The sequence below is a fragment of the Lysinibacillus sp. fls2-241-R2A-57 genome (assembly GCF_030209535.1).
Taxonomy (GTDB): Bacteria; Bacillota; Bacilli; order Bacillales_A; family Planococcaceae; genus Lysinibacillus.
The window spans coordinates 20,676-40,709 of sequence record NZ_JARVRU010000085.1; the positions used below are offsets into that span (position 1 = coordinate 20,676).

General features: G+C 36.0%; 30 protein-coding genes and 1 pseudogene. 29 read left to right on the top strand and 2 right to left on the bottom strand.

Going from position 1 to position 20,034, the window contains the following annotated elements; genetic code table 11:
- Position 1 precedes the first annotated feature (1 nt).
- The 11 genes from QRN68_RS14570 (at position 2) to QRN68_RS14620 (ending at position 6,966) form a co-directional block, all read left to right on the top strand.
- Positions 2–880, top strand: a complete 879-nt coding sequence (locus tag QRN68_RS14570; RefSeq protein ID WP_285397618.1) for a RecT family recombinase — start codon at positions 2–4, stop codon at positions 878–880.
- A gap of 145 nt (positions 881–1,025) precedes the next feature.
- Positions 1,026–1,769, top strand: a complete 744-nt coding sequence (locus QRN68_RS14575; protein ID WP_285397619.1) for an MBL fold metallo-hydrolase — start codon at positions 1,026–1,028, stop codon at positions 1,767–1,769.
- Entirely contained in the window at positions 1,769–1,993 is a 225-nt protein-coding gene (locus QRN68_RS14580) for a hypothetical protein (protein WP_285397620.1), read from the top strand. Before QRN68_RS14575 ends, QRN68_RS14580 begins: the two co-directional genes overlap by 1 nt.
- A 15-nt stretch (positions 1,994–2,008) precedes the next feature.
- Entirely contained in the window at positions 2,009–2,785 is a 777-nt protein-coding gene (locus QRN68_RS14585) for a replication protein (RefSeq protein WP_285397621.1), read from the top strand.
- Positions 2,763–4,046, top strand: coding sequence for a replicative DNA helicase (locus QRN68_RS14590; RefSeq protein ID WP_285397622.1), 1,284 nt, complete (start codon positions 2,763–2,765; stop codon positions 4,044–4,046). Before QRN68_RS14585 ends, QRN68_RS14590 begins: the two co-directional genes overlap by 23 nt.
- A gap of 31 nt (positions 4,047–4,077) precedes the next feature.
- Positions 4,078–4,272, top strand: coding sequence for a hypothetical protein (locus QRN68_RS14595; protein WP_285397623.1), 195 nt, complete (start codon positions 4,078–4,080; stop codon positions 4,270–4,272).
- Positions 4,273–4,307: 35 nt separating this feature from the next.
- Entirely contained in the window at positions 4,308–4,886 is a 579-nt protein-coding gene (locus tag QRN68_RS14600) for a hypothetical protein (protein ID WP_285397624.1), read from the top strand.
- Positions 4,879–5,325: a hypothetical protein gene (locus QRN68_RS14605; protein ID WP_285397625.1), complete on the top strand. Its 447-nt coding sequence runs from the start codon at positions 4,879–4,881 to the stop codon at positions 5,323–5,325. The genes QRN68_RS14600 and QRN68_RS14605 overlap by 8 nt, the downstream gene beginning before the upstream one ends.
- A gap of 57 nt (positions 5,326–5,382) precedes the next feature.
- Positions 5,383–5,823, top strand: a complete 441-nt coding sequence (locus QRN68_RS14610) for an ArpU family phage packaging/lysis transcriptional regulator (protein ID WP_285397626.1) — start codon at positions 5,383–5,385, stop codon at positions 5,821–5,823.
- Positions 5,824–6,272: 449 nt separating this feature from the next.
- Positions 6,273–6,524, top strand: a complete 252-nt coding sequence (locus tag QRN68_RS14615) for a hypothetical protein (RefSeq protein WP_285397627.1) — start codon at positions 6,273–6,275, stop codon at positions 6,522–6,524.
- 73 nt (positions 6,525–6,597) lie between these two features.
- Positions 6,598–6,966, top strand: a complete 369-nt coding sequence (locus tag QRN68_RS14620) for a hypothetical protein (RefSeq protein ID WP_285397628.1) — start codon at positions 6,598–6,600, stop codon at positions 6,964–6,966.
- 419 nt (positions 6,967–7,385) lie between these two features.
- Here QRN68_RS14620 and QRN68_RS27085 read toward each other — a convergent pair.
- Together QRN68_RS27085 and QRN68_RS14630 are read right to left on the bottom strand one after the other, a co-directional pair.
- A pseudogene (locus tag QRN68_RS27085) lies at positions 7,386–7,469 on the bottom strand (YjcZ family sporulation protein); the annotation flags it as partial.
- 276 nt (positions 7,470–7,745) lie between these two features.
- The gene (locus QRN68_RS14630; RefSeq protein WP_481817454.1) at positions 7,746–7,895 is read right to left on the bottom strand and encodes a YjcZ family sporulation protein; all 150 of its coding nucleotides are present in this window, start codon (positions 7,893–7,895) and stop codon (positions 7,746–7,748) included.
- A gap of 362 nt (positions 7,896–8,257) precedes the next feature.
- On the opposite strand from QRN68_RS14630, the gene QRN68_RS14635 reads away from it, so the two are divergent.
- The 18 genes from QRN68_RS14635 (at position 8,258) to QRN68_RS14720 (ending at position 20,021) form a co-directional block, all read left to right on the top strand.
- Positions 8,258–8,539, top strand: a complete 282-nt coding sequence (locus QRN68_RS14635; RefSeq protein WP_285397630.1) for a hypothetical protein — start codon at positions 8,258–8,260, stop codon at positions 8,537–8,539.
- The gene (locus tag QRN68_RS14640; RefSeq protein WP_285397631.1) at positions 8,532–8,699 is read left to right on the top strand and encodes a hypothetical protein; all 168 of its coding nucleotides are present in this window, start codon (positions 8,532–8,534) and stop codon (positions 8,697–8,699) included. The genes QRN68_RS14635 and QRN68_RS14640 overlap by 8 nt, the downstream gene beginning before the upstream one ends.
- Positions 8,700–8,732: 33 nt before the next feature.
- On the top strand, positions 8,733–9,122 hold the full coding sequence (locus QRN68_RS14645) for an HNH endonuclease (RefSeq protein WP_285397632.1): 390 nt from the start codon (positions 8,733–8,735) through the stop codon (positions 9,120–9,122).
- A 114-nt stretch (positions 9,123–9,236) separates the two neighbouring features.
- A complete protein-coding gene (locus QRN68_RS14650; protein WP_285397633.1) occupies positions 9,237–9,668 on the top strand; it encodes a phage terminase small subunit P27 family in 432 nt (143 codons plus the stop codon).
- On the top strand, positions 9,665–11,344 hold the full coding sequence (locus QRN68_RS14655) for a terminase large subunit (RefSeq protein ID WP_285397634.1): 1,680 nt from the start codon (positions 9,665–9,667) through the stop codon (positions 11,342–11,344). Before QRN68_RS14650 ends, QRN68_RS14655 begins: the two co-directional genes overlap by 4 nt.
- A 12-nt stretch (positions 11,345–11,356) precedes the next feature.
- On the top strand, positions 11,357–12,349 hold the full coding sequence (locus tag QRN68_RS14660; protein WP_285397635.1) for a phage portal protein: 993 nt from the start codon (positions 11,357–11,359) through the stop codon (positions 12,347–12,349).
- Entirely contained in the window at positions 12,346–12,609 is a 264-nt protein-coding gene (locus QRN68_RS14665) for a hypothetical protein (RefSeq protein WP_285397636.1), read from the top strand. Before QRN68_RS14660 ends, QRN68_RS14665 begins: the two co-directional genes overlap by 4 nt.
- Positions 12,599–13,207 (top strand): HK97 family phage prohead protease, encoded by a 609-nt coding sequence (locus tag QRN68_RS14670; protein WP_285397637.1) that lies wholly within the window; start codon positions 12,599–12,601, stop codon positions 13,205–13,207. Before QRN68_RS14665 ends, QRN68_RS14670 begins: the two co-directional genes overlap by 11 nt.
- A gap of 1 nt (position 13,208) precedes the next feature.
- Positions 13,209–14,378 (top strand): phage major capsid protein, encoded by a 1,170-nt coding sequence (locus QRN68_RS14675; RefSeq protein WP_285397638.1) that lies wholly within the window; start codon positions 13,209–13,211, stop codon positions 14,376–14,378.
- 38 nt (positions 14,379–14,416) lie between these two features.
- Entirely contained in the window at positions 14,417–14,572 is a 156-nt protein-coding gene (locus QRN68_RS14680) for a hypothetical protein (protein WP_285397639.1), read from the top strand.
- On the top strand, positions 14,562–14,852 hold the full coding sequence (locus QRN68_RS14685; protein ID WP_285397640.1) for a head-tail connector protein: 291 nt from the start codon (positions 14,562–14,564) through the stop codon (positions 14,850–14,852). Before QRN68_RS14680 ends, QRN68_RS14685 begins: the two co-directional genes overlap by 11 nt.
- 10 nt (positions 14,853–14,862) lie before the next feature.
- The gene (locus QRN68_RS14690; protein WP_285397641.1) at positions 14,863–15,192 is read left to right on the top strand and encodes a phage head closure protein; all 330 of its coding nucleotides are present in this window, start codon (positions 14,863–14,865) and stop codon (positions 15,190–15,192) included.
- Positions 15,189–15,617: an HK97 gp10 family phage protein gene (locus QRN68_RS14695; protein WP_285397642.1), complete on the top strand. Its 429-nt coding sequence runs from the start codon at positions 15,189–15,191 to the stop codon at positions 15,615–15,617. Before QRN68_RS14690 ends, QRN68_RS14695 begins: the two co-directional genes overlap by 4 nt.
- Positions 15,614–16,081: a phage tail terminator family protein gene (locus QRN68_RS14700; RefSeq protein WP_285397643.1), complete on the top strand. Its 468-nt coding sequence runs from the start codon at positions 15,614–15,616 to the stop codon at positions 16,079–16,081. The genes QRN68_RS14695 and QRN68_RS14700 overlap by 4 nt, the downstream gene beginning before the upstream one ends.
- On the top strand, positions 16,062–17,120 hold the full coding sequence (locus tag QRN68_RS14705) for a phage tail sheath C-terminal domain-containing protein (RefSeq protein WP_285397644.1): 1,059 nt from the start codon (positions 16,062–16,064) through the stop codon (positions 17,118–17,120). Before QRN68_RS14700 ends, QRN68_RS14705 begins: the two co-directional genes overlap by 20 nt.
- 14 nt (positions 17,121–17,134) lie before the next feature.
- On the top strand, positions 17,135–17,566 hold the full coding sequence (locus QRN68_RS14710; RefSeq protein ID WP_285397645.1) for a phage tail tube protein: 432 nt from the start codon (positions 17,135–17,137) through the stop codon (positions 17,564–17,566).
- 13 nt (positions 17,567–17,579) lie between these two features.
- Positions 17,580–17,984 (top strand): phage tail assembly chaperone, encoded by a 405-nt coding sequence (locus QRN68_RS14715; RefSeq protein WP_285397646.1) that lies wholly within the window; start codon positions 17,580–17,582, stop codon positions 17,982–17,984.
- 198 nt (positions 17,985–18,182) lie between these two features.
- A complete protein-coding gene (locus QRN68_RS14720; protein ID WP_285397647.1) occupies positions 18,183–20,021 on the top strand; it encodes a phage tail tape measure protein in 1,839 nt (612 codons plus the stop codon).
- Positions 20,022–20,034: the final 13 nt, after the last annotated feature.

Consider the following 20,034-nt stretch of genomic DNA (forward strand, 5'->3'; position numbering starts at 1 on the left):
TATGAACAGAAACTTACCGGCTTTAACACCTGAAATTACAGAAGCTTTTCAACCTGCAGTATTAGAGGTTATTCGAAATTCAATTGCGCCAACAGCAAATGATCAGGAATTTCTTTTGTTCGCACATAAGGCAGCCGCATACGGTTTAGATCCATTCAAAAATGAAATTTTCTTCATCAAATATGGTAGCCAAGCACGTATTCAATTTGCAGCTGAGGCTTATCTTTCAAAAGCTCGAGAACAAGAGGGGTTTATAGCGCCTGACACACAAATGGTTCATGAAAATGACGAGTTCAAAATTGCTATGAATAAAGAAACTAAGCAAATGGAAGTTGTCCAGCATGAAATTGGATTCCCACGTGGAAAGATTATCGGTGCCTATTCAGTTGCTTATCGTGACGGCTATCCACCTGTAACGGTCATTATGGACATTGATGAAGTATCTCATATGTTCACTGGTCAAAACAAAGATAACTGGAACAAATGGACAAGTGACATGTTCGGAAAACATGTTCAGCAACGTGCATTGAAAAAACAATACGGACTGTCATTTGAAGATGTAACGATTACACCAAATGATGTAACGCAATCTGTTACGCAAACACGCAAGGATATTACACCTAATCAGGAACGGTTAGAGCCTCCGGTTGAACAGCCTGCACTAACTCGCGCTGACGAATTACGCAAGGAAATTAATTCAAGGTTGAAACAGCTTGGCATTAAAACGAAAAAGGCTGTACAAGAATACCTGGATAAAAATGCTCCGAATATTGACCCTGCAACTGCAACAGAGGCTGAAATGGTTGGCTTGATTGAATTGCTAGATTTAAATATTGAAATGCTCGCTACACAACAAAGTAATGATGATTTACTCGAGTAAAAACTATGAAACTACCACAAACAATAGTTTATGAGAAGAATAAAGACTGTGAGCTGTGTGGGAAAGAAATGAATGAAAATGAATACAACTTGTACCGTGGGCTAGAAATATGCCCGCGGTGTCATGAGGAGTTGGAGGGTAGGAAATGAAAGTTGACATCTTAGCAAGTGGTTCATCCGGAAACTGTATAGCTTTAACAACCAATGAAACTACCATTCTAATCGATGCAGGTATTGCTAAAACAAAGATAGAGAAAAGGCTTCTGGAAGTGGGCATAACACCAAGTAGTGTTAAAGCAATCTTTGTCACACATGCACATAGTGACCATATTAAAGGTCTGCCATTGGCCAATAAATACAAAATTCCTGTTTATGCTGGCGAACGTGAATGGAAAAATATCACTAGTGTTGAAGAAGAATTGATTAGACCAATTGGTGTTGGGGGTATTTTCGGTTGTGGTCACTTTATAGTAAACGATTTTAATGTTCATCACGATGCAATCGATCCGAGGGGATATGTTGTAAGAACATTAGACAATTTTAAAGTTTCTATATGCTTAGACACTGGTTTAGTTGATAAAAACATGTTAAGTGCCATGAGGTATAGCAATGTTTATATTATTGAAGCCAACCACGAACCACGAATGGTTGAAGCGTCTAATTATCCTAACAGCGTTAAAGCGAGGATATTGAGTCACGTTGGCCACTTATCAAATGAACAAACAGCAACAGCCCTTAGAGAGCTTGTAAGAGGCAAAGGTGAACAAATATACCTTACACATTTAAGTAGCAAGAACAACCTTCCTACGCTTGCAGAAATGACCGTTAAAAGGGAGTTGTTGAAAAAAGGATATCAAGCAGGCAGCCACTACGAATTGGAGGTCATTTAATGCATCCTTATGAATTAATTTTAACTGCTATGTTGAAATTACAAATTGAAAACGTAGAGCTAAAAAGGCAATTAGAGTCCATTAAATCTAAAAATGTTACTGGATCAGTTGCGGATCGCATTGATGAATGGTTAAACAGACCATACAAAGGTAGTAGCCGCAAAGATATTGAGGAATTTTCAGAGGAACTCATTGAATACATGAGCAGCCAATTGAAAGCATGAATAGGGTGAGTGATCATGGCAAGTCCACAACTCAAAAATGGGCATACACGGATTGCCAATGAAATCTTCGATCATATCATGAAGACCAATCTCAATGGCACACAATTCCGTTTGGTACTGGCCATTTGGAGATATACGTATGGTTTTCAGAGAAAAACCAATGAAATGTCCATAAGTTTTTTAGCAAAAGTAGTCAATGTTAACAGAACGCAATTAAATAGAGAATTAGTAACGCTGATTGATAGAAACATAATCTCAGTTATTGGGATTGGTTCAAAAGGAGCGAGAATCATGGGATTTAATAAAGATTATAAAGAGTGGGATGAACAGCTGCCGTCTAAAGAGGTAGATCCTGAAATCCCTGATCAAACTAAACAAGTAAAAAAATTAAAATATGATGAAGAAAATACTTATTTCAAAATGGCAGTCTATTTTCATGAAAAAGTTGCTGCAGTCGCAAATGAGGCTGGAATTTCTCATTTAATTAAAAAGTCTAACATGCAAACCTGGGCTGATGATATGCGAAAGCTTATTGAAATAGATCAGGTAGATAAGCACTTAGTAAAACAAGTCATGGATTGGGTGACACAAGATTCATTTTGGCGCACTAATGTTTTATCAGCCAAAAAACTTAGAGATAAGTTTATGGAATTAGCTATTAAAATGAATGCTGAAAAGAAACCTATGCAACCAAAACAAAAACAACAATACGATCCTAGAGATAAAGAAATAGAGTTCCAACGCTGGATTCAAGACGGGAATGATCCAAATGACTTTGATTGGAGCAACTGAATATGAACTTGAAGCCGAGCAGTCGGTGTTGGGTGCGATATTTCTTGAACCAAGTGTGATTGATGACATTGTTTTTCTTGAAGCGAGGGACTTTATTAGCGCACGTCACCAACAAATTTTCAGAGTAATGAAGTGGTTGGATGATAGAAACCAACCCATTGACATTACAACCGTTACTGAACTGTACATGAAGCATAACAAGATGGACGAAGTAAGCATTTCTTATTTAGCTGAATTAGCCGTTTCATGTCCTACTGCAGTGAATGTTGTGTCATATGCCAATATTGTTCGTTCGAGAGCAATAAGGCGCCGTGGAACAGATATAGGGCAAAAAATTATGAATCTCGTACATGAGGATTATGAAGCAGACGATGATTATTTCGCTGAAATCGAAAAACTAGCATCGGAAGTAAGGCCAGAAGATGATGGGAAAATGCAAAGTTTGAAGGATTCACGACAAGGGTATTTCGAACATCTCTTAAAACGAGCTGAATTTATTCCAACTGGATTTAAATATTACGATAAGTGGGCACATGGACTTTGGAGAGGGTGGTTGTTTGTTAGTGCTGGACGTCCTAGTGTTGGCAAAACAGCAATGCTTCTTCAAAGAATTATGGGGGTTGCCAAAAGTGGGCCAGTGATTGTTTTTAGTCAGGAAATGGACAAGTTTCAATTGTTTGATCGTATGATTGCTAGTTCAACGGGCATTGCTTATGGTCGTATTAAAAACAAAGAGCTTAAAGTAGAAGAATTGGGAGTAATTGAACATGCGTATAAAGAACTGGAGAAATTGCCGATTTTCGTTCAAGACTCGAGTGGTGTCACAATTGAAGAAGTGAGAGCAACGGCAAGGCGTTTTAAAAAACGCTATGGGCAAATCGCAATGATTGCAGTTGACTACCTACAAATTATGAAAATTCCACAACGAAAAAATGAAACTAGGGCGCAAGCTGTTGGGAATGTAACTACCACAGCCAAGCAGATAGCACGCGACATGAATTGTTGTTTTATGATGTTATCGCAAATGACCAGGGAAAGCGACAATGTTAAAAAGCCACAGCTGTCACATTTAAAAGAATCATCATCCATTGAACAAGACGCAGATGTTGTTGAATTTTTATGGCATGATCCAGCTGACAAAATGCAACAAGGCAAGGTCATTCAACAGTTCTTTGCAAAAGGTCGAGACATTGGAATGAATGAATTTAAATTGCTATTTATGGGGTGGAAACAGAAGTTTATTGAACTGGATAAACAGTAAAAGTCTTTGCTCAGAAGGAAGGTTGGGAATATTGACTACAGCGAAAATTTTGTTACAAATCCTCAGTATTATGTATTGGATTGTTCTAGGATTATTAGTCCTATTTAATATTTATACACCTTCAAGATACATTATAGCAGCAGCTTTTATTGTGTCTGGAATATTAACGGCAATATTAGTATTCTCTAGTGTTCCAATTACAAAGGTGTATATCCACCATCATTGAGGATTTAATAAAAAAAAGAAATTTGGAGGATCAGTATGAGATTCATCGGTTTAGATCCATCAACTAAAACAGGATTTGTTGCACTTGATGAAAGTGGCCAAGTGCTTAGAGCTAAAGAATTAACTGGCATAGGTGATAAAGATCCTCTACGCATGATTACCCTTATCGATGAGGTTATGGCTCATATGCAAAAAGGCGACATCATTACTGTAGAAGGATTTGGATTTGCAACACAGCAAGGCATACAACTTGGTGGGATTGGTTGGGGTATGCGAATGTCACTAACTAGACGTGGCTTTAAATACTACGAAGTTGCTCCTAATGCTGTTAAGAAATTCGTAAATGTAACAGGATTTACTGGTGAAGTAGGTAGCAAAAAACGTCTTACTGGAGTAGAAAAGAAAAAAGTCGTTATGAGGTCAGTAAAGGATCACTATGGCTTTTCACATAAAAGTGACAACGTTGTAGATGCATATATTTTAGCTCAAATTGCGAGAATCATGTACCAGTTTAATAGACCTGATTTTATTGGTTGTCCTGTCTATCAAGCAGAGGTAGTTAAATCGATATTAGGAAATAAAATAATTGAAATGGAGAGTGTGAAGAATGGCTAAAGTTGAACTAGATGTGCTATTTAAAAAGATTCAGAAAGACGATAAGAAGGAAGTTTTAGAGTTCCATATCTTAGGGGACGATGTTCAACATAAGTCTGAATTAATTGGTATGGCAGGCAGCATTGTAATAATTGAAATTGGTGATGTTAAATTATCTGCAGAGATGAAATCTATACAGCGCGATAGCAAGAAAGTCGTACTCAAATTTGAAGCTAAAGGTGATAGTGAAGAAAAAACTATTCAACTATATCCAAGGGCTGGCTTTAACATCAAATTATTGCTTGAGCAAAGCCAAATGAGTATTGAGGATATTGATGATGGAGAAGATCATGAGGGCCTTAAATATACCGTAAATGGTGATGGTACTACCGAAGTAGTAGAGCAATTGAACATGGAAGATGTAGCTCAAGACAAAAACGGGGATGACCTACTAGATTAATAAAAGTTGCCCTAGTTAATTCTGGGGCATTCCTTTTGAACAGAAGGAGGAACGACTTTGCATTTTGAATTACCTGAACTGGACAGAAAAGCAACACAAGCAGCTGTAGAACATGAATTAGAAAAGTACCGCATTTTTAAGCACTTAACATTCGAGGAAAAGGAAGCTGCTACAACATCACATATTAATGACATTGGTGGAGGAAAGGGTAATTTGACGAGTGACCAAACAGGCTCAGTAGCCATTTACAACGTTGATGAACAAAGTGCAAGACGCAGGTATTGTGAACGTGTAGAACGGGCTGTAAAGAGACTGCCACCAATGGAAAGATTCTTAATTGAAACAAGATACATGGCTGATGATGCTGAATACTTAACAGATATGAAAGTCTATTGTTTTAAGTTCCAACCCCCAATTTCACCACCTACCTACGATAAAATACGTTGGAAAGCCTTTTATAAATTAGCCTTGGATTTAAATATTGCGCGTACATTATAGAAAATATTTAAAAAAGAATTGTAAAATATTTAAAAAGCATTTTAAAGCATTTGGTTTTATCCATGTTAAATTTATATCATCGGGAATTGATTAAGGGAAACCTTAGTTGATTCCTTTTTCATTCTCATGGAGTTGACTGTCGCTAATTAGCATACACCTTTGCTATACGCTAATTAGCATACAGTAGTGTCGCTAATTAGCATACAGTACTATACGCTAATTAGCGTACACTTAAACGAGTTTCTTCTATATATGCAAAATTCCTAAAGAAAACAATAAAGAAAACAATAAAGAAAACAATAAAGAAAACTAACTAGCAAATACTTTTTGCTAGGGTAGAATTCTATTTTTAAATGATGATCACAAGAAATGAATTATAAATAAATGCAAACGTTTGTTCTTTTTATGTGGTATTATATTTTATAACAGAGAATGATGGAGTGATCACAATGGATAAAGAGAAATTCTTTAAAGAGGTTGAAGAATTACTAAAAGATATTGGTGATAAACAATTACCTAAAAATCTTCAAGTTACTATTACCTACTCTACTGGAGAAAAAGATGTTTTAAAGGTTTCAGAAGTCTTTTGGGCCAATGTGTTAGTTGCAACAAAAAATAGGGATAAATATTTATATATTCAAGATCGTCTTATATCTCTTGATCATGTAGTTAAAATGCAATTTAAAAAGTTAAACAAGTAACTTTGTACCGTACAAAATAGTACAGTCTTTTGTTGTGGTATAATTTACTATTAATAGAATGGAGGTGAAGTAAATGACAAATGAAATTAAGACTGCTAACTTACAAACTACTGCAAAAAATCAGATTGTAAAGTTAGAAAAATACTTAGAACAAATCTATACAGTTGAAGTAGATACTGAATTCGCTTCAAGTGGCAAAAAAGAAATTAATCTTGCAGAAGAAAAAGCGATAGTTAGAGATTTAATATATGTATATGAGAACGGTTTACAAGCTAATGAAGGATCTATATACGAAGAATATTCAAAGTATCTTTCAAATGCTAGAGAATATTTAGATAAGTTAATGGACATTGAAACCGACATTAATAGTAAACATGGATCAGATATTAAAAACTTAAATGCTTTAATATTTCATTTCAATAGAATTTTAGATAATAATTAATTTACTAAAGTCACGTTCTTTTTGAGCGTGGCTTTTTCTTATGCATAAAGCAAAACAATAATTATGTATTTTATTATTTAACGCGTGACAACACTCTTTTCAAGTGTCGTCATCTTCTTTATTGTTGAATTAGAAGAAGATAGCTTTTACTAAAAGTAAAAGAATTACTAACTCGTAAAAGGAAGGTTTTACTTTCTTCATTTTTCTCACCACCTTTTTATTCAGTTAAAACTATTCTGTGCAGTGAGGGTAAATTATATTTCAACTATGAAAATAGTTATGGAGGGATGAATACTTTGAAAGAGGAAAATATTAAAAGGGTCACGCGGAGGATGGTGACCCTTACTAAAGATTTGATGGTGTAAAGGATAAGTTTGTATTATCCTAATTGTTATGAGCATTAGGGGCGGTGTTGGGTATTAATAATGTTTTGACATCATGAAACTAGCGCCGACAATAATCAGAAGAATGAATAGAACAACAATTAGAGCAAATGAAGAACTAGATCCAGATCCATAACCACTACCATAATCATTACCATAATTTTGAGACATAATTATTTCCCTCCTTTCAATGTCTATAATATGCATAGTTGTTAAAAGGATTTGCGATATTCATCCACTCAATAAATTTAATTTAAAAATAAACATTTTATATATCAAGAGATTTAATGAAAAAAGGTCACTCGGGTAAAGTGACCCTAGAATAAGGAGGTGTATGGCTAATAAACTTTATCCTATTATTTATTTCTATGTTGTGAATAAAAGAGGTATTAGAGATTAATGCAAGAAAGTAGCGCCGACAATGATTAAAAGAATGAATAGAACAACAATTAGGACGAATGATGAACCGCCACCATAGCCACCGCCATTATAGCCTCCATAATAACAATTGTTGTTGTAATTTCCGATATTTCCGGAGTATCCCATGAAATATACCTCCTTTCTATGTCTATAATATGAATAGTTATAGAAAGTGAAGAGGTATTTATCCAACTAAAAGGTTCTTTGGAAATAAATATTTGAAAAATAATTAATCGGTAACGTGTTTTAAGGATTAACAGAATAAAAAGGATCACCCGTATGGAAGTGACCCTAAGCAAATCAAAGCGGTGCACATAGAATTAGATAACTAAAGTCATATCCAAAAGGATGTGGCTTTTTATTATGCAAGGTGGGATAGCATCTAACAAAAACATCCTGGGCGAGGTAAGAAGTTGCTATCCCAAGTTCATTGTATGTAAATAAACAAATAGAAATTACAATTACTTTTAATTGTGGAGGGATGAACAATGTTCAAAAAAATAAAGCAAAAATTATTGAAACTATTAAAAGTCCCAAGTCCATCTAGAGTGATGATTAAAGTGAAATCAACTGACCTTGGATATATTAAACAGTTGGAGAAACGCGGATTATACACTCAGATAAATAATACATTTAGTTCACTCATCATTCAGAAACGTTATGACGATATCGTAACAGCTCTTAAATATACTAAGCACAGCAAGAAGAGAGAGCAATTGTTAAAGGCTAAGAGAATGTATGAAGATTGTGGAGGGATGAACAATGGATAAAGCACCTAGCGTTTCATTATCAGTAGACATGGACACAGACAAGATGCAATTAAAGTTACGAGCAATCTCAAAGTATACTGAAGCATTAGCTGATGAGCTTGATGCGATTGATGCAATGAATGATGAAGAACTACCAACATATTTAGAAGGTAGTGAATAATGACTTAATTTAATTGTGAAAGGATGTGACACTATGCTAAAGAGTTGTACATATTGTGGTGGCATTCATAAGCGTGGACAACAGTGTCCATCTAAGCCAGCAGCTATAAAGAAGACTACTTACATTGATAAGTTTAGATGGTCGAGGGCATGGAAGAATAAGCGTGCATACATTGCAGACCGTGACAAACATCTGTGTCAAGTATGCTTGCGTAACCTACACAATACACAGACACAGTATAACTTTACAGACTTAGAGGTACATCACATAGAACCTATAGCAGATGCATGGGACAAGAGACTGGATGATGATAACCTTATCTCTCTTTGTCGTTATCATCATGAGCTTGCTGAGAAAGATTTAATTTCAAAAAATAAATTAAAAAATATGATTCAGGAGAGTACCCCCGGGGTGTTTGGTTAATATTTTTGAGATTGCCGTACACCGACTGCCCCTATTTGCTCGAAAAAAATTCCCTAAATGAAAATTTTCAAGGAGGTGAGAAAGTTGGCTAGGCCGTCAAAGAGTGTCAAAACAATGAGTAAGAATTTAACGAAAGAAGAAATTGCTATTCGTACTCAAACAGAAGAAAAATTAAAAGGTGCTGCCGATGAAATCTCGCCACCTACACACCTAAATGCTAGGCAAAAGAAAATTTTTAACTATATCGTTAAGGAATTACAAGCGAGTGGTATTCTTGGGAATCTCGATATTTATATATTAAGTACCTGTGCAGTGGCTATTGATCGTGTGCAACAAATTGAAAGAATCATTAACAAAGATATTGAACGGTTATTGGACCGAAATTTATTGAGTGCTAAAGATAAATACTCGAAAGAATTTTTCCGTTGTTGTAACGAGTTAAGCTTGTCGCCTCAGAGTCGAGCGAAGTTAGGAAATATTAATTTCCAAGTCCGAGTTGAAGAAGATGATCCGCTGTTAAAAGTATTGAGTGGTGGTAAAAAATGATTTTTGAAAAGGCGGTAAAATACGCTGAAAGAGTTGTGAAAGGCAAAGAAATTACAACAAAAGAGGTCATTATTCAGTGTAATTGGTTCCTCAAAGATTTAGAAAAGCAGTATGAAGATGATTTTGATTACTATTTCGATATGGAAGAAGTAGAAAAAATCGAAGGATTATTGGATTTACTTAATTTCGCAACAGGGTTAGGGGTAGCAGGTAAAACGATTTTAGAAGGCTTGGAAGGATTCCAGGCTTTTTTCCTTGTAAACATATTTGGCTGGCGCTTTAAAAATGATAAGGAAAAGTTTAGATACCGTGATATTACGCTATTTATACCACGTAAGAATGCGAAAACATTCATTTGCGCTCTAATCATCATCATTTTGATGCTGACAGAAGACAATCATTCAGAGTTTTATTCAATCTGTTTGGACCGTGAGCTTGCAGGTGAAGTTAAAAAGGCAATGACACAAATTATCATGGCAAGTCCTAAGATAGCAAAATACTTTGTGATCCCTAAAACCTTAAGTGGCCGAATTGTATGCACATTAACAAATAGTTTTTACCAGGCACGTACTGCAGAAGCAAATCGAAATAACTCAATCCGACCTTCAGCTTTTATTGCTGATGAAGTGGGCGCTTTTAAGGATTACAAGAATATAAATGCCATGAAGTCAGGGCAATTGAATGTAAAAAATCCATTGCGCTTTAAATTAACAACTGCTTATGCCGAGGATAAATCGATCATGTTGGAAGAACTGGCGTATGCAAAGAAAGTCTTTAATGGGTTTATTGAAGATGATCGAATGTTTGCGCTGCTATATTATGCAGAAGACGAGCATTTATGGGACGATACAGGGCTCTATCAGGCGAATCCGTTGAGGATTGAGGAAAACTATAACGAGATTCGAGATAGCCGTAAATCAGCTATAGAAAAGCCCTCAGAACGCGAAGAATATCTATGTAAACATATGAATCACTTTTTGCCTTCAAATAGTGGTGAAGCATACGTTAATGTGGAAGACTTGCGGAAATGTAAAATGGACGATTTTGATTGGTCAGGTCGTCAAGTTTGGTTAGGTTTAGACTTGGCCATGACCAATGATAACTGTTCGTTCTCGATGGTAACTGAGGAAGATATGGAGATCTATGCAGACTCTTATGCATTTGTACCAACGGAGCGTATTCCTGATAAAAACCGAGTAGAAAAAATCAATTATTATTATCACATTAAATCAGGTAAATGTTTTTCGTGCGGTGATATGACTGTCGATTATGGCTTTATTGAACAAATGATTTTGGAAGTAGAAGAAAAATTCAACGTAATTGTTATGGGTGTAGCTTATGACCGTTATAACTGCCTTTCTACAGCTCAGAAATTAGAAAAAGAAGGTCTAGTTACCGTGGAAGTAAAGCAGCATTCAAGCGTGTTACATCCAGCTACAAAACTACTAAGAGAAAAGATAATGAACAAGGAATTTCACTATACCGAAAATGAATTGCTAGAAGAAAACTTTCAAAATGCAAAAGTCACTGAGGACACCAATAAAAATATCTACGTTAATAAGAAAAAATCAACTGGCAAAGTCGATATGGTTGTAAGTCTAATCAATGCGACCTATCTATTGCAGCATGATGTCATCTTTAATCCTGATGCTGATTGGGGCGCACAAGTCATTTAAGGAGGTGAGATTGTGGGATTAATTAAAGAGTGGCGTGAATGGCGTGATTTCCAGCGGATTCAGGAGTTTCGCGAGAGTGGAATGGATGAATTATTGCTGCAGGCAGGTCTAACAAGTGCCGTTTTAACAAAAGAAGAAGCTCTTAGTATACCTTCGGTAGGGACTTGTGTGGATCTAATTTCAGGTATTATTGCTACCTTACCAATCAAATTGTTCAAAGAGGGTAGCGGGAAAGTAGAAGAATTGGAAGAAGATAAACGTGTCATTCTACTAAACGATGAGACACAAGACACGTTGGATGGCTTTCAATTCAAAAAGGCTTTAGTAACTGATTACTTATTGGAAGGTGCAGGCTACGCATATATCAATCGAAGAAGAAATGATGTTGAAAGCCTACACTATGTTGAAAATCGGAATGTATCAGTTCTAGTCGGTGTTGATCCGATATTTAAAAGCTACGATATTTCCGTCAATGGTGTGAACTATAGGGAATTTGAGTTTATTAAAATTGCCCGAAACTCTAAAGACGGTGTTACAGGCAAAGGGATTATTAAAGAACATAATAAAATTTTATCAGTCGCTTATAATACCCTTGATTTTGAGGATTCACTTGTTAAAACAGGCGGTAATAAAAAAGGATTTTTGAAGTCATTAGGTCGCTTGTCAAAGGACGCTATCGCAGAATTAAAAACAGCCTGGAACAATTTATACAAGAATAACACTGAGAATATTGTTGTGTTAAATAACGGCTTAGATTTTAAAGAGGCATCTAGTACATCGGTAGAAATGCAGTTGAATGAAAATAAAAAAACCAATTCAAGCGAAATTAATAAACTCTTTAAAGTGCCTGATAGCATTTTGGATGGCTCAGCCAGTGAAGCAGTGCATGGAAACTTTATAAAAAATTGCATATTGCCGATTATTCGAGCGATTGAAACGGCATTGAACAAGGACTTGCTTCTTCCATCTGAGAAAGAGCAGTCTTTTTATTTGCTTTTGATATGAAAGAGCTTATCAAAGGTGATATTGAAAAACGCTTTAGAGCTTATGAAATTGCTGTTAAAAACGGCTGGATGCAAGTAGATGAAGTTCGTTATTCAGAAGATCTTCCACCACTTGGGCTAGATTTCATTAAATTAGGCTTGCAAGATGTCTTGTATGATCCAAAAACAAAACAAATTTACACGCCAAATACAAATAAAACAGCTGATATTTCAGAATCCGGTCAAGTAGCTGCAGAAGGAGGTGAAGAAAATGAGGATTGAAATTAGAGAAAATCAAGTTTTACTCGATGGTTATGTTAATGCTGTGGAGCGTGAAAGTCGAGTTTTACCTTCACCAAGAGGGCGGTTTAAAGAAAAAATCCGTGCTAAAACGTTTGAAAGAGCTTTAGATAAGGCCGAAAATGTTGATTTATTATTCAACCATGATAAAAACCGAAAGCTTGGCTCATTAAAAGAGGGTAATTTACAACTTTATGAGGATAACATCGGTTTACGTGCCATCGCTCATGTATCAGATACAGAAATTATTCAAAAAGCAAAAGACGGTAAGCTGAAAGGTTGGTCATTTGGCTTTATTGATAATAAACCATCGTGGGAAGACGGTGAGGGCGGTATTCAGCAACGTACTTTAGAGGACATTGAGCTTTTAGAGGTGTCTATTTTAGATAAAACGCCAGCTTATATTGCCACTTCAATCGAGGCCAGAGGAGAAGAACAGGCAATTTCTGAAACTCGCGGTACAGATTTCAAAGCTGAAATTGAAGATTTATCAGAAGAAGAAACCCGTTCCAATAAAAACATAGATTACTCATTATTTGAAAAGCAAATTGAGCTTTTAAAATTGAAAGGTGGAAATTAATATGAAAAAAAGTATTGAAAAATTTATTGAGACTCGTTCGATGCCTACGTTAGTAGAACAACGTAACAATTTATTAGATGAAATGGACAACTTATTAAAAGGTGCAAAAGAAGAAACTCGCGCACTAACGGAACAAGAAGCAACTCGATTTGATGAAATCAAAAATGAAATCGCTGGACTTGATAAAACTATCGCTGCTCTTGATGAAGCACGTTCTTTGGATAAAAAATTACCTGCTAAACAAGCTGAAGAACGTACAGAAGAAGAAGCTGAAACGCGTGCTTTCGATAATTACATTCGTGGTGTAGTGGAAGATCGAGCAGATGTTAATTTAACAGTCGGAGCAAACGGTGCTGTGATTCCTTCCAGTATTGCAAATAAAATTATTCAAAAGGTATATGATATTTCACCAATTTATCAATTAGCAACTCGCTATAATGTCGGTGGATCATTAAGTATTCCATACTATGATGAATCTGCAGGAACAATTGAAATGGCTTATGCTGATGAATTTGTTGAATTGGAATCTACTAGCGGTAAATTTGGTTCTATCGAGTTAAAAGGTTTCTTAGCAGGTGCATTAAGTAAAGTATCTAAATCACTTGTTAATAATTCGCAGTTTGATCTTGTTTCATTTGTTGTAGGAAAAATGGCAGAATCCATTGCCAAATGGATTGAAAATCAATTGCTAAATGGTACACCTAATAAAGTAACAGGTCTATCAACAGTTACACAATCTATTACTGCAGCAGCTGCAACAGTAGTAACAGCAGATGAACTAATTGATGTACAAGAAGAAGTACCTGATGTATTTCAGGGCAGCGCTATTTGGATCATGAATAAAGAAACCCGTAAAGATATTCGCAAGCTTAAAGATGGCCAAGGTAACTACCTATTAAACAAGGATGCTACAGCTCGTTGGGGCTATACTTTACTAGGTAAAGATGTTTATACATCTGATAATATGCCTAAAATGGCAGCTGGAAAAACCGTTGTCTTCTATGGTGATATGTCAGGACTTGCGGTAAAGCTTTCTGAAAATGTATCAATTGAAATTCTACGTGAAAAATACGCAACTCAACACGCTATCGGTGTTGTTGGTTGGATTGAAATAGATTCAAAGGTTGAAAATGCTCAAAAAATCTCTAAATTAGTTATGAAATCAGCGTAGGGACATACTCTACGCTTTTTATATTGGGAGGTGACGGAATGAAAGTAAAAGCGCTTGTGAGCTTTTCGGGTCAGGTCACTATGTCAAAAGGAGAAATTAAAGTAGTGAAAAAGGAAATTGCGGATGATTTATTACAAGCTGGCCATGTGGAAGAAGTTGTTTCAAAAAAGCAGGTGAAAAGTGATGCAGGTTAGTGAAATTACGCCAGTTGAATTAGCTAAATATGCGCGTGAAGATGAAACGGATCAAGATGTTATTTCAACATTTACCCTTATTCTTTCAGCTGCAAAAGCTTATATCAAAGGTTATACGGGACTATCTGATGAACAACTCGACACAAAAGAAGATATTTCAATCGCTATATTTGTACTGGCGAATGAAATGTATGAAAATCGTATCTTTACTGTGAAAGATAACAATGTAAATAAAGTTGTTCAGTCCATATTAGATATGCACTCAATTAATTTACTTTGAGGTGAGTAATATGAATCCTGGAGATTTAAGACATAAAATTAAAATCCTCACCAATCAAAAAACAACTAATGAGTTAGAAGAAACAACTTATAAATTTTTACCTGTAAAGACAATTTGGGCGGCGATCATCCCGCAAACAGGATCATTACAAAAACAAGCTGTTGATACAATTCTAACAAATGTCACGCATAAAATTATTGTCCGTTTTTCAGCTGGCAAGGACATTACAAAAGATATGCGAATCGGATATAAAAATCACGAATTTGAAATCAAATATATCCTAAATCCATATTTCAAAAACGAAACACTTGAAATCTTTGTCCAGGAGGTGCTGACATGAGTATTGAAATGGATGGTTTAACCGATTTCCAAAAAGCTTTGTTTGATGTCGCCACTAGAAAGGTACCTAATGAAGCTCCGAAATTGATGCGAAAAATTGGTAGCAAAGCAAGGACGAAAGTAGCAAGAAAAGCTCGAAGCCTCGTTAAAAAGAAAACAGGAATGTACCATAAAAAGTGGAAACGAGGTAAGGTCTTTGTTGGCTATCGAGGTGAGCTTGTTGTTCGTGTTTATAATTCATCACCACATGCTCATTTAGTGGAAGATGGTCACAGGATGGTCGATAGTGAGGGAAATGATTTAGGAAAGTTTGTACACGGTAAAAAACCTCTCGACAAAGGGATACGAGAATTTGAAGCATCTGGCGAGGTGGAGAAAGAAACAGTAAAGTGGCTAGATGAATTGTTGAGGAAAAATAAATTATGATTACCTTTAAAAAATTAAAAATAACAGTGAACAAGAAATTAAAATCCAGTTTTAGTGATATTGATGTTTCTAGTAGATCAGCAAAAGAAGGATTTATACGTCCATCATTTAAAGTTGAGTTAGATAATGTGAAGCGTGAAGGCTCTTTAACACAAGTTGAAAGGTCTTGCACGGTTCGCATTTTTTATTTCCCTTCTACTATTGATGATAATGCAGCAGAGCTATTAGATGTTCAAGAAGCATTAGGGGATTTATTTGATCTTAAATTCACTGTGGATGGCCGCCATTTAGATGTAGTTGAACCGAAATTTGATGAAATTGACGGTGTGCTGCAGTTTGAATTTGATATTCAAATCTTTGAAGCAAGAGGAAACGAATATGACATGAATCCTAACCACAATCCAGAGTTAATGCAAAACCTAGAATTTAGAAAGGGTGATTATAGTGGGATTACCGGAGATTAATATTGAGTTTAAAGGTAAAGCCGTTAGTGCGATAAGTCGAAGTGCTATGGGGATTGTCTCTTTAGTATTGAAGGATGATACAGGCACCTTTGACGCAAAAGAATATAAGAACATTGAAGAAATTGAATCAGCCGATTGGAATGCTAAAAATCTGGACTTTATCAAAAAAGCTTTTCTGGGCATACCTAAAAAAGTTATCTGTGAAAGGCAAGGCGCAGATGCAACAGATATGAATGCAGTTTTAAAACGTCTTGGAAGTAAAAAGTGGAATTACTTAGCTATTCCTGAATTAAAAGATGCAGAAAAAGAAGACGTTGCAACTTGGATTAAATCAAAGCGTAAAAATGACAAGAAAACATTTAAAGCAGTACTTCCAAATGTAGATGGTGATGATGAAGGTATTATCAACTTCACTACTAAAGATATTAAAGTTGGTGACAAAGTATATACAACTGCAGAATATACAGCACGTTTTGCTGGCATCTTTGCAGGATTACCATTCACGCGATCGTCTACTTATTTTGTATTGGATGAAGTAGATAGTATTACTGAATCAGATACACCGAATGAAGATATAGATGCAGGACAATTAATCCTTATTAATGATGGTGAAAATATCAAAATTGCTAGAGGTGTTAATAGTTTAGTAACGACAACTCTAGTCAAAACAGAGGATTTTAAGAAGATTAAAGTATTAGAAGTAATGGATATGATTATGGATGATATTCGGAGTACTTTTGATAACAATTATGTTGGTAAAGTACCAAATATCTATGATAATCAGGTTTTGTTTTTTACGTCTGTTAATTCCTATTTTAAGGGCTTAGCTGGAGATATGATATTAGATCCTAGCTACAATAATTACGCCACTGTGGACATCGAAACACAACGTCTAGCTTGGGAAAGTATTGGTGAGGACACATCCACGTGGGATGACTTGAAAGTGAAATTAATGTCCTTCAAGAGTAATGTTTTTGCAGGTGGAAATATTAAAATTGTTGATGCAATGGAAGATCTTGATTTCCAAATTGCAATTTAAGGGAGGGTTAACACTTGAAACTAAAATCGAATAAACAAATTAACGGTACATTCGGTGCAGTTTGGGTTAATGGTGAAAAGTGGCTTGATGTAGAAAGTTTTGAAGCTAAAGTCGCTTTTGACTATGAAGATGTAAATATGGCTGAAGACTTGGCCACTCACAAAAAGGCGATTGGATGGAACGGAGAAGGTTCTATAACAGTGAAAAAGGTATATTCACGAGGTGCTATACTAATGGCTGATTTTGCTAAGACAGGTCAAATGCCGGACGTTGAGATCGTTGGAAGACTGGCTGATCCTGATGCATTTGGGCATGAGCGAGTTGCAATTAGGGAAATAACATTTAATGAGTTTACTTTACTAGCATTTGAACAAAAGACACCTGCTACTGAAGAATTACCGTTTAATTTCGCGGACTACGACTTTATAGACAAAATTTCTGCTTAAGGAGAGGTTTACAATGGGAGAAACTAAAAAAGATATTAAAAAATTAACGTTGACAGATATTATTAAAAATAAAGAAAAGTATCAGGTGAAAGATGATGTTACAGAGGATTTAATCATCGATCGTTTAGGGGTAAGTATTACTATTCGAAAGCCTGAACGTTCTTTATGTCTTGAAACAATCCAAATGGCACACGATCCAAATCAAGCAGATAAATCTAATAATTTCGTGGTTTATAATGCGGTTGTGGAGCCAAATTTAAAAGACAAAGCATTACAAAAAGAATTTGGGTGTGTAGAGCCGACTGATATTGTTGAAAAATTATTTGATCCAGGAGAAGTTGATGAAATTGCCAAAGCTTGTTTCGCACTGTCTGGATATGGGAACTCAGTTAGCAAGGTTAAAGATTTAAAAAACTAATTACTAGTGATGATGAATTTTATTTTCTTCATCACTATTTACAAAGAGGTTTTAAACTAGAATACCTATTGAGTTTAAGAGAAGATGAGAAACTTTTTATGACAGCAAGTATAGATCGGTATATGGATGAAGAGAAGGCTAAATTTGAAATAAAATAGTCTTCTCTTTTTTGTTTGCCTGAAAGGCGGTGAAACTTATATGGCCACGAGCGTAATATCAGCAATTTTAACGTTAAAAGATAAGAACTTTTCTACGAACATGAAAAAGGCTGCAGCTCAAATGAATGATTTTTCAAAGAAAACAGCCATAGTGTCGAGTGGAATTGCTGGTATAGCAGCTGCTACAGGACCAGCAATTGCTGGAGTTGGTGCAGTAGCATCATCATTTGCTGCAGCTGGTCTTGGCGCCGCGGCATTTGGGGCAGTAGCGGCATCATCACTAAAAGATGTTTTTGAAGCATCGGAAGAAGTAGAAAAGATAGAAGAGAAAATTGCAAAGGCTGATAGTGCCAAGGAGAGAGCTGCAGCACAAAAAGAATTAGCTGCAGTATATGCCGATATGGGTACCGCACAAAAAGGTGCCTTAAAGGATCTGCAAGATTTTAAAGGTTTTTGGGGTGGGTTTGTAAAGCAATTTGAAAAGCCTGTTTTTACAGCCTTTAGTGAAGGGCTACAATTTACTCAAAAATTATTAAAAGGCTTAGAACCGACAATCACAAATGTGTCGGGCGCAGTTGTTGGAATTATGCAAGATATGAATAAATCCATTGATGGCGGCGGCATGAAAGGTTTTTTTACCTGGTTAGAAACTAATGCCGCAACAAGTTTGACAAACTTTGCAACGATCATCGGCAATACATTTAGTGGCGTTTTTAACGTATTGCAAGCTTTTGCGCCATTGGGGGCTAGTGTTGAAGGTGGATTAGTAAGCATGACGGAAAAATTCCAACAATGGTCTGCAGGGTTAAGTGAATCGAAAGGGTTTCAAAATTTTATTGAATATGCGAAAACAAACGGACCCGTCCTGATGGACACACTAGGTAATATCGGAACAATTATAGGTGATGTGGTCACGTCATTAGCACCATTTGGATCCATTTTACTTGATCTATTTAATCAGCTTACTAGTAAGTTAACTGAAATAACACCTACATTAGATTTAGTAGTAGGTAAGGTTACCGAATTTGCCACTGTTATAGTAGATAACTGGGGAACGATAACTTCTATAATTACGCCAATTGCTGGTGCTATAGGTGCGTTGTATATTCAACTAAAACTGCTATCTATTTTTAATACAATTAAAGGCTTTATGGACTTGTTTAAGGCATCTACTATAGCCACTACATTCGCTACACAAGGTTTTAACGCAGCATTGCGGGCTAATCCTATTGGGTTGGTAGTTACACTTATCACTTTACTAATTGGAGTAGGAGTTGCCTTATATCAAAACTGGGATGTTGTCAAAGCTAAAGCTAGTGAATTGTGGGGAAAAGTAACAGAAGTATTTGGCGGTATATATGATTGGGGCGTTCAAAAAATCCAACCAGTAATAAGCTTTTTCCAGGGGCTATATGACAAATTTGTCGATTTTAAAAACGCAATTATGAGCTTTAAGCCACCTGAATGGGTTTCAAAAATTGGTGGTGCAATAAGTGGTGCAGCAAGTAAGGTTGGAGGTTGGATTAGCGGATCACACGCAACTGGTTTAAATCATGTACCTTACGATGGCTATATCGCTGAGCTGCACAAAGGCGAAATGGTTATTCCCGCACGACAATCTGAAAGGATTCGTGCAGCCGGTGGATCAATCGATAATGTAGATCAAATGGTACAGCCGAATCCTGTTGCAGTAGCAACGCCTACACCTTCAGGAAGCACATCACAACCGGCACCATCGGGCGGTACACCACAAGCAACTCCTTCAAATAATGGCAGTGTACAAGTTATTATTCAAAACTTAAACGCTAAAGGTGTAACGGCAAAAGAAGTTGTGGACGAGTTTGTACCGATGTTGAAATTAAGATTGGCCAATATGTAGGGAGGTTGGATAG

Excerpts from the sequence above, each read along its gene's own strand:
- QRN68_RS14570 (WP_285397618.1), top strand. The coding sequence starts at position 2 with ATGAACAGAAACTTACCGGCTTTAACACCTGAAATTACAGAAGCTTTT.
- QRN68_RS14575 (WP_285397619.1), top strand. The coding sequence starts at position 1,026 with ATGAAAGTTGACATCTTAGCAAGTGGTTCATCCGGAAACTGTATAGCT.
- QRN68_RS14580 (WP_285397620.1), top strand. The coding sequence starts at position 1,769 with ATGCATCCTTATGAATTAATTTTAACTGCTATGTTGAAATTACAAATT.
- QRN68_RS14585 (WP_285397621.1), top strand. The coding sequence starts at position 2,009 with ATGGCAAGTCCACAACTCAAAAATGGGCATACACGGATTGCCAATGAA.
- QRN68_RS14590 (WP_285397622.1), top strand. The coding sequence starts at position 2,763 with ATGACTTTGATTGGAGCAACTGAATATGAACTTGAAGCCGAGCAGTCG.
- QRN68_RS14600 (WP_285397624.1), top strand. The coding sequence starts at position 4,308 with ATGAGATTCATCGGTTTAGATCCATCAACTAAAACAGGATTTGTTGCA.
- QRN68_RS14605 (WP_285397625.1), top strand. The coding sequence starts at position 4,879 with ATGGCTAAAGTTGAACTAGATGTGCTATTTAAAAAGATTCAGAAAGAC.
- QRN68_RS14615 (WP_285397627.1), top strand. The coding sequence starts at position 6,273 with ATGGATAAAGAGAAATTCTTTAAAGAGGTTGAAGAATTACTAAAAGAT.
- QRN68_RS14620 (WP_285397628.1), top strand. The coding sequence starts at position 6,598 with ATGACAAATGAAATTAAGACTGCTAACTTACAAACTACTGCAAAAAAT.
- QRN68_RS14630 (WP_481817454.1), bottom strand. The coding sequence starts at position 7,895 with ATGGGATACTCCGGAAATATCGGAAATTACAACAACAATTGTTATTAT.
- QRN68_RS14635 (WP_285397630.1), top strand. The coding sequence starts at position 8,258 with ATGTTCAAAAAAATAAAGCAAAAATTATTGAAACTATTAAAAGTCCCA.
- QRN68_RS14640 (WP_285397631.1), top strand. The coding sequence starts at position 8,532 with ATGGATAAAGCACCTAGCGTTTCATTATCAGTAGACATGGACACAGAC.
- QRN68_RS14645 (WP_285397632.1), top strand. The coding sequence starts at position 8,733 with ATGCTAAAGAGTTGTACATATTGTGGTGGCATTCATAAGCGTGGACAA.
- QRN68_RS14650 (WP_285397633.1), top strand. The coding sequence starts at position 9,237 with ATGAGTAAGAATTTAACGAAAGAAGAAATTGCTATTCGTACTCAAACA.
- QRN68_RS14655 (WP_285397634.1), top strand. The coding sequence starts at position 9,665 with ATGATTTTTGAAAAGGCGGTAAAATACGCTGAAAGAGTTGTGAAAGGC.
- QRN68_RS14665 (WP_285397636.1), top strand. The coding sequence starts at position 12,346 with ATGAAAGAGCTTATCAAAGGTGATATTGAAAAACGCTTTAGAGCTTAT.
- QRN68_RS14670 (WP_285397637.1), top strand. The coding sequence starts at position 12,599 with ATGAGGATTGAAATTAGAGAAAATCAAGTTTTACTCGATGGTTATGTT.
- QRN68_RS14675 (WP_285397638.1), top strand. The coding sequence starts at position 13,209 with ATGAAAAAAAGTATTGAAAAATTTATTGAGACTCGTTCGATGCCTACG.
- QRN68_RS14680 (WP_285397639.1), top strand. The coding sequence starts at position 14,417 with ATGAAAGTAAAAGCGCTTGTGAGCTTTTCGGGTCAGGTCACTATGTCA.
- QRN68_RS14685 (WP_285397640.1), top strand. The coding sequence starts at position 14,562 with ATGCAGGTTAGTGAAATTACGCCAGTTGAATTAGCTAAATATGCGCGT.
- QRN68_RS14690 (WP_285397641.1), top strand. The coding sequence starts at position 14,863 with ATGAATCCTGGAGATTTAAGACATAAAATTAAAATCCTCACCAATCAA.
- QRN68_RS14695 (WP_285397642.1), top strand. The coding sequence starts at position 15,189 with ATGAGTATTGAAATGGATGGTTTAACCGATTTCCAAAAAGCTTTGTTT.
- QRN68_RS14700 (WP_285397643.1), top strand. The coding sequence starts at position 15,614 with ATGATTACCTTTAAAAAATTAAAAATAACAGTGAACAAGAAATTAAAA.
- QRN68_RS14715 (WP_285397646.1), top strand. The coding sequence starts at position 17,580 with ATGGGAGAAACTAAAAAAGATATTAAAAAATTAACGTTGACAGATATT.
- QRN68_RS14720 (WP_285397647.1), top strand. The coding sequence starts at position 18,183 with ATGGCCACGAGCGTAATATCAGCAATTTTAACGTTAAAAGATAAGAAC.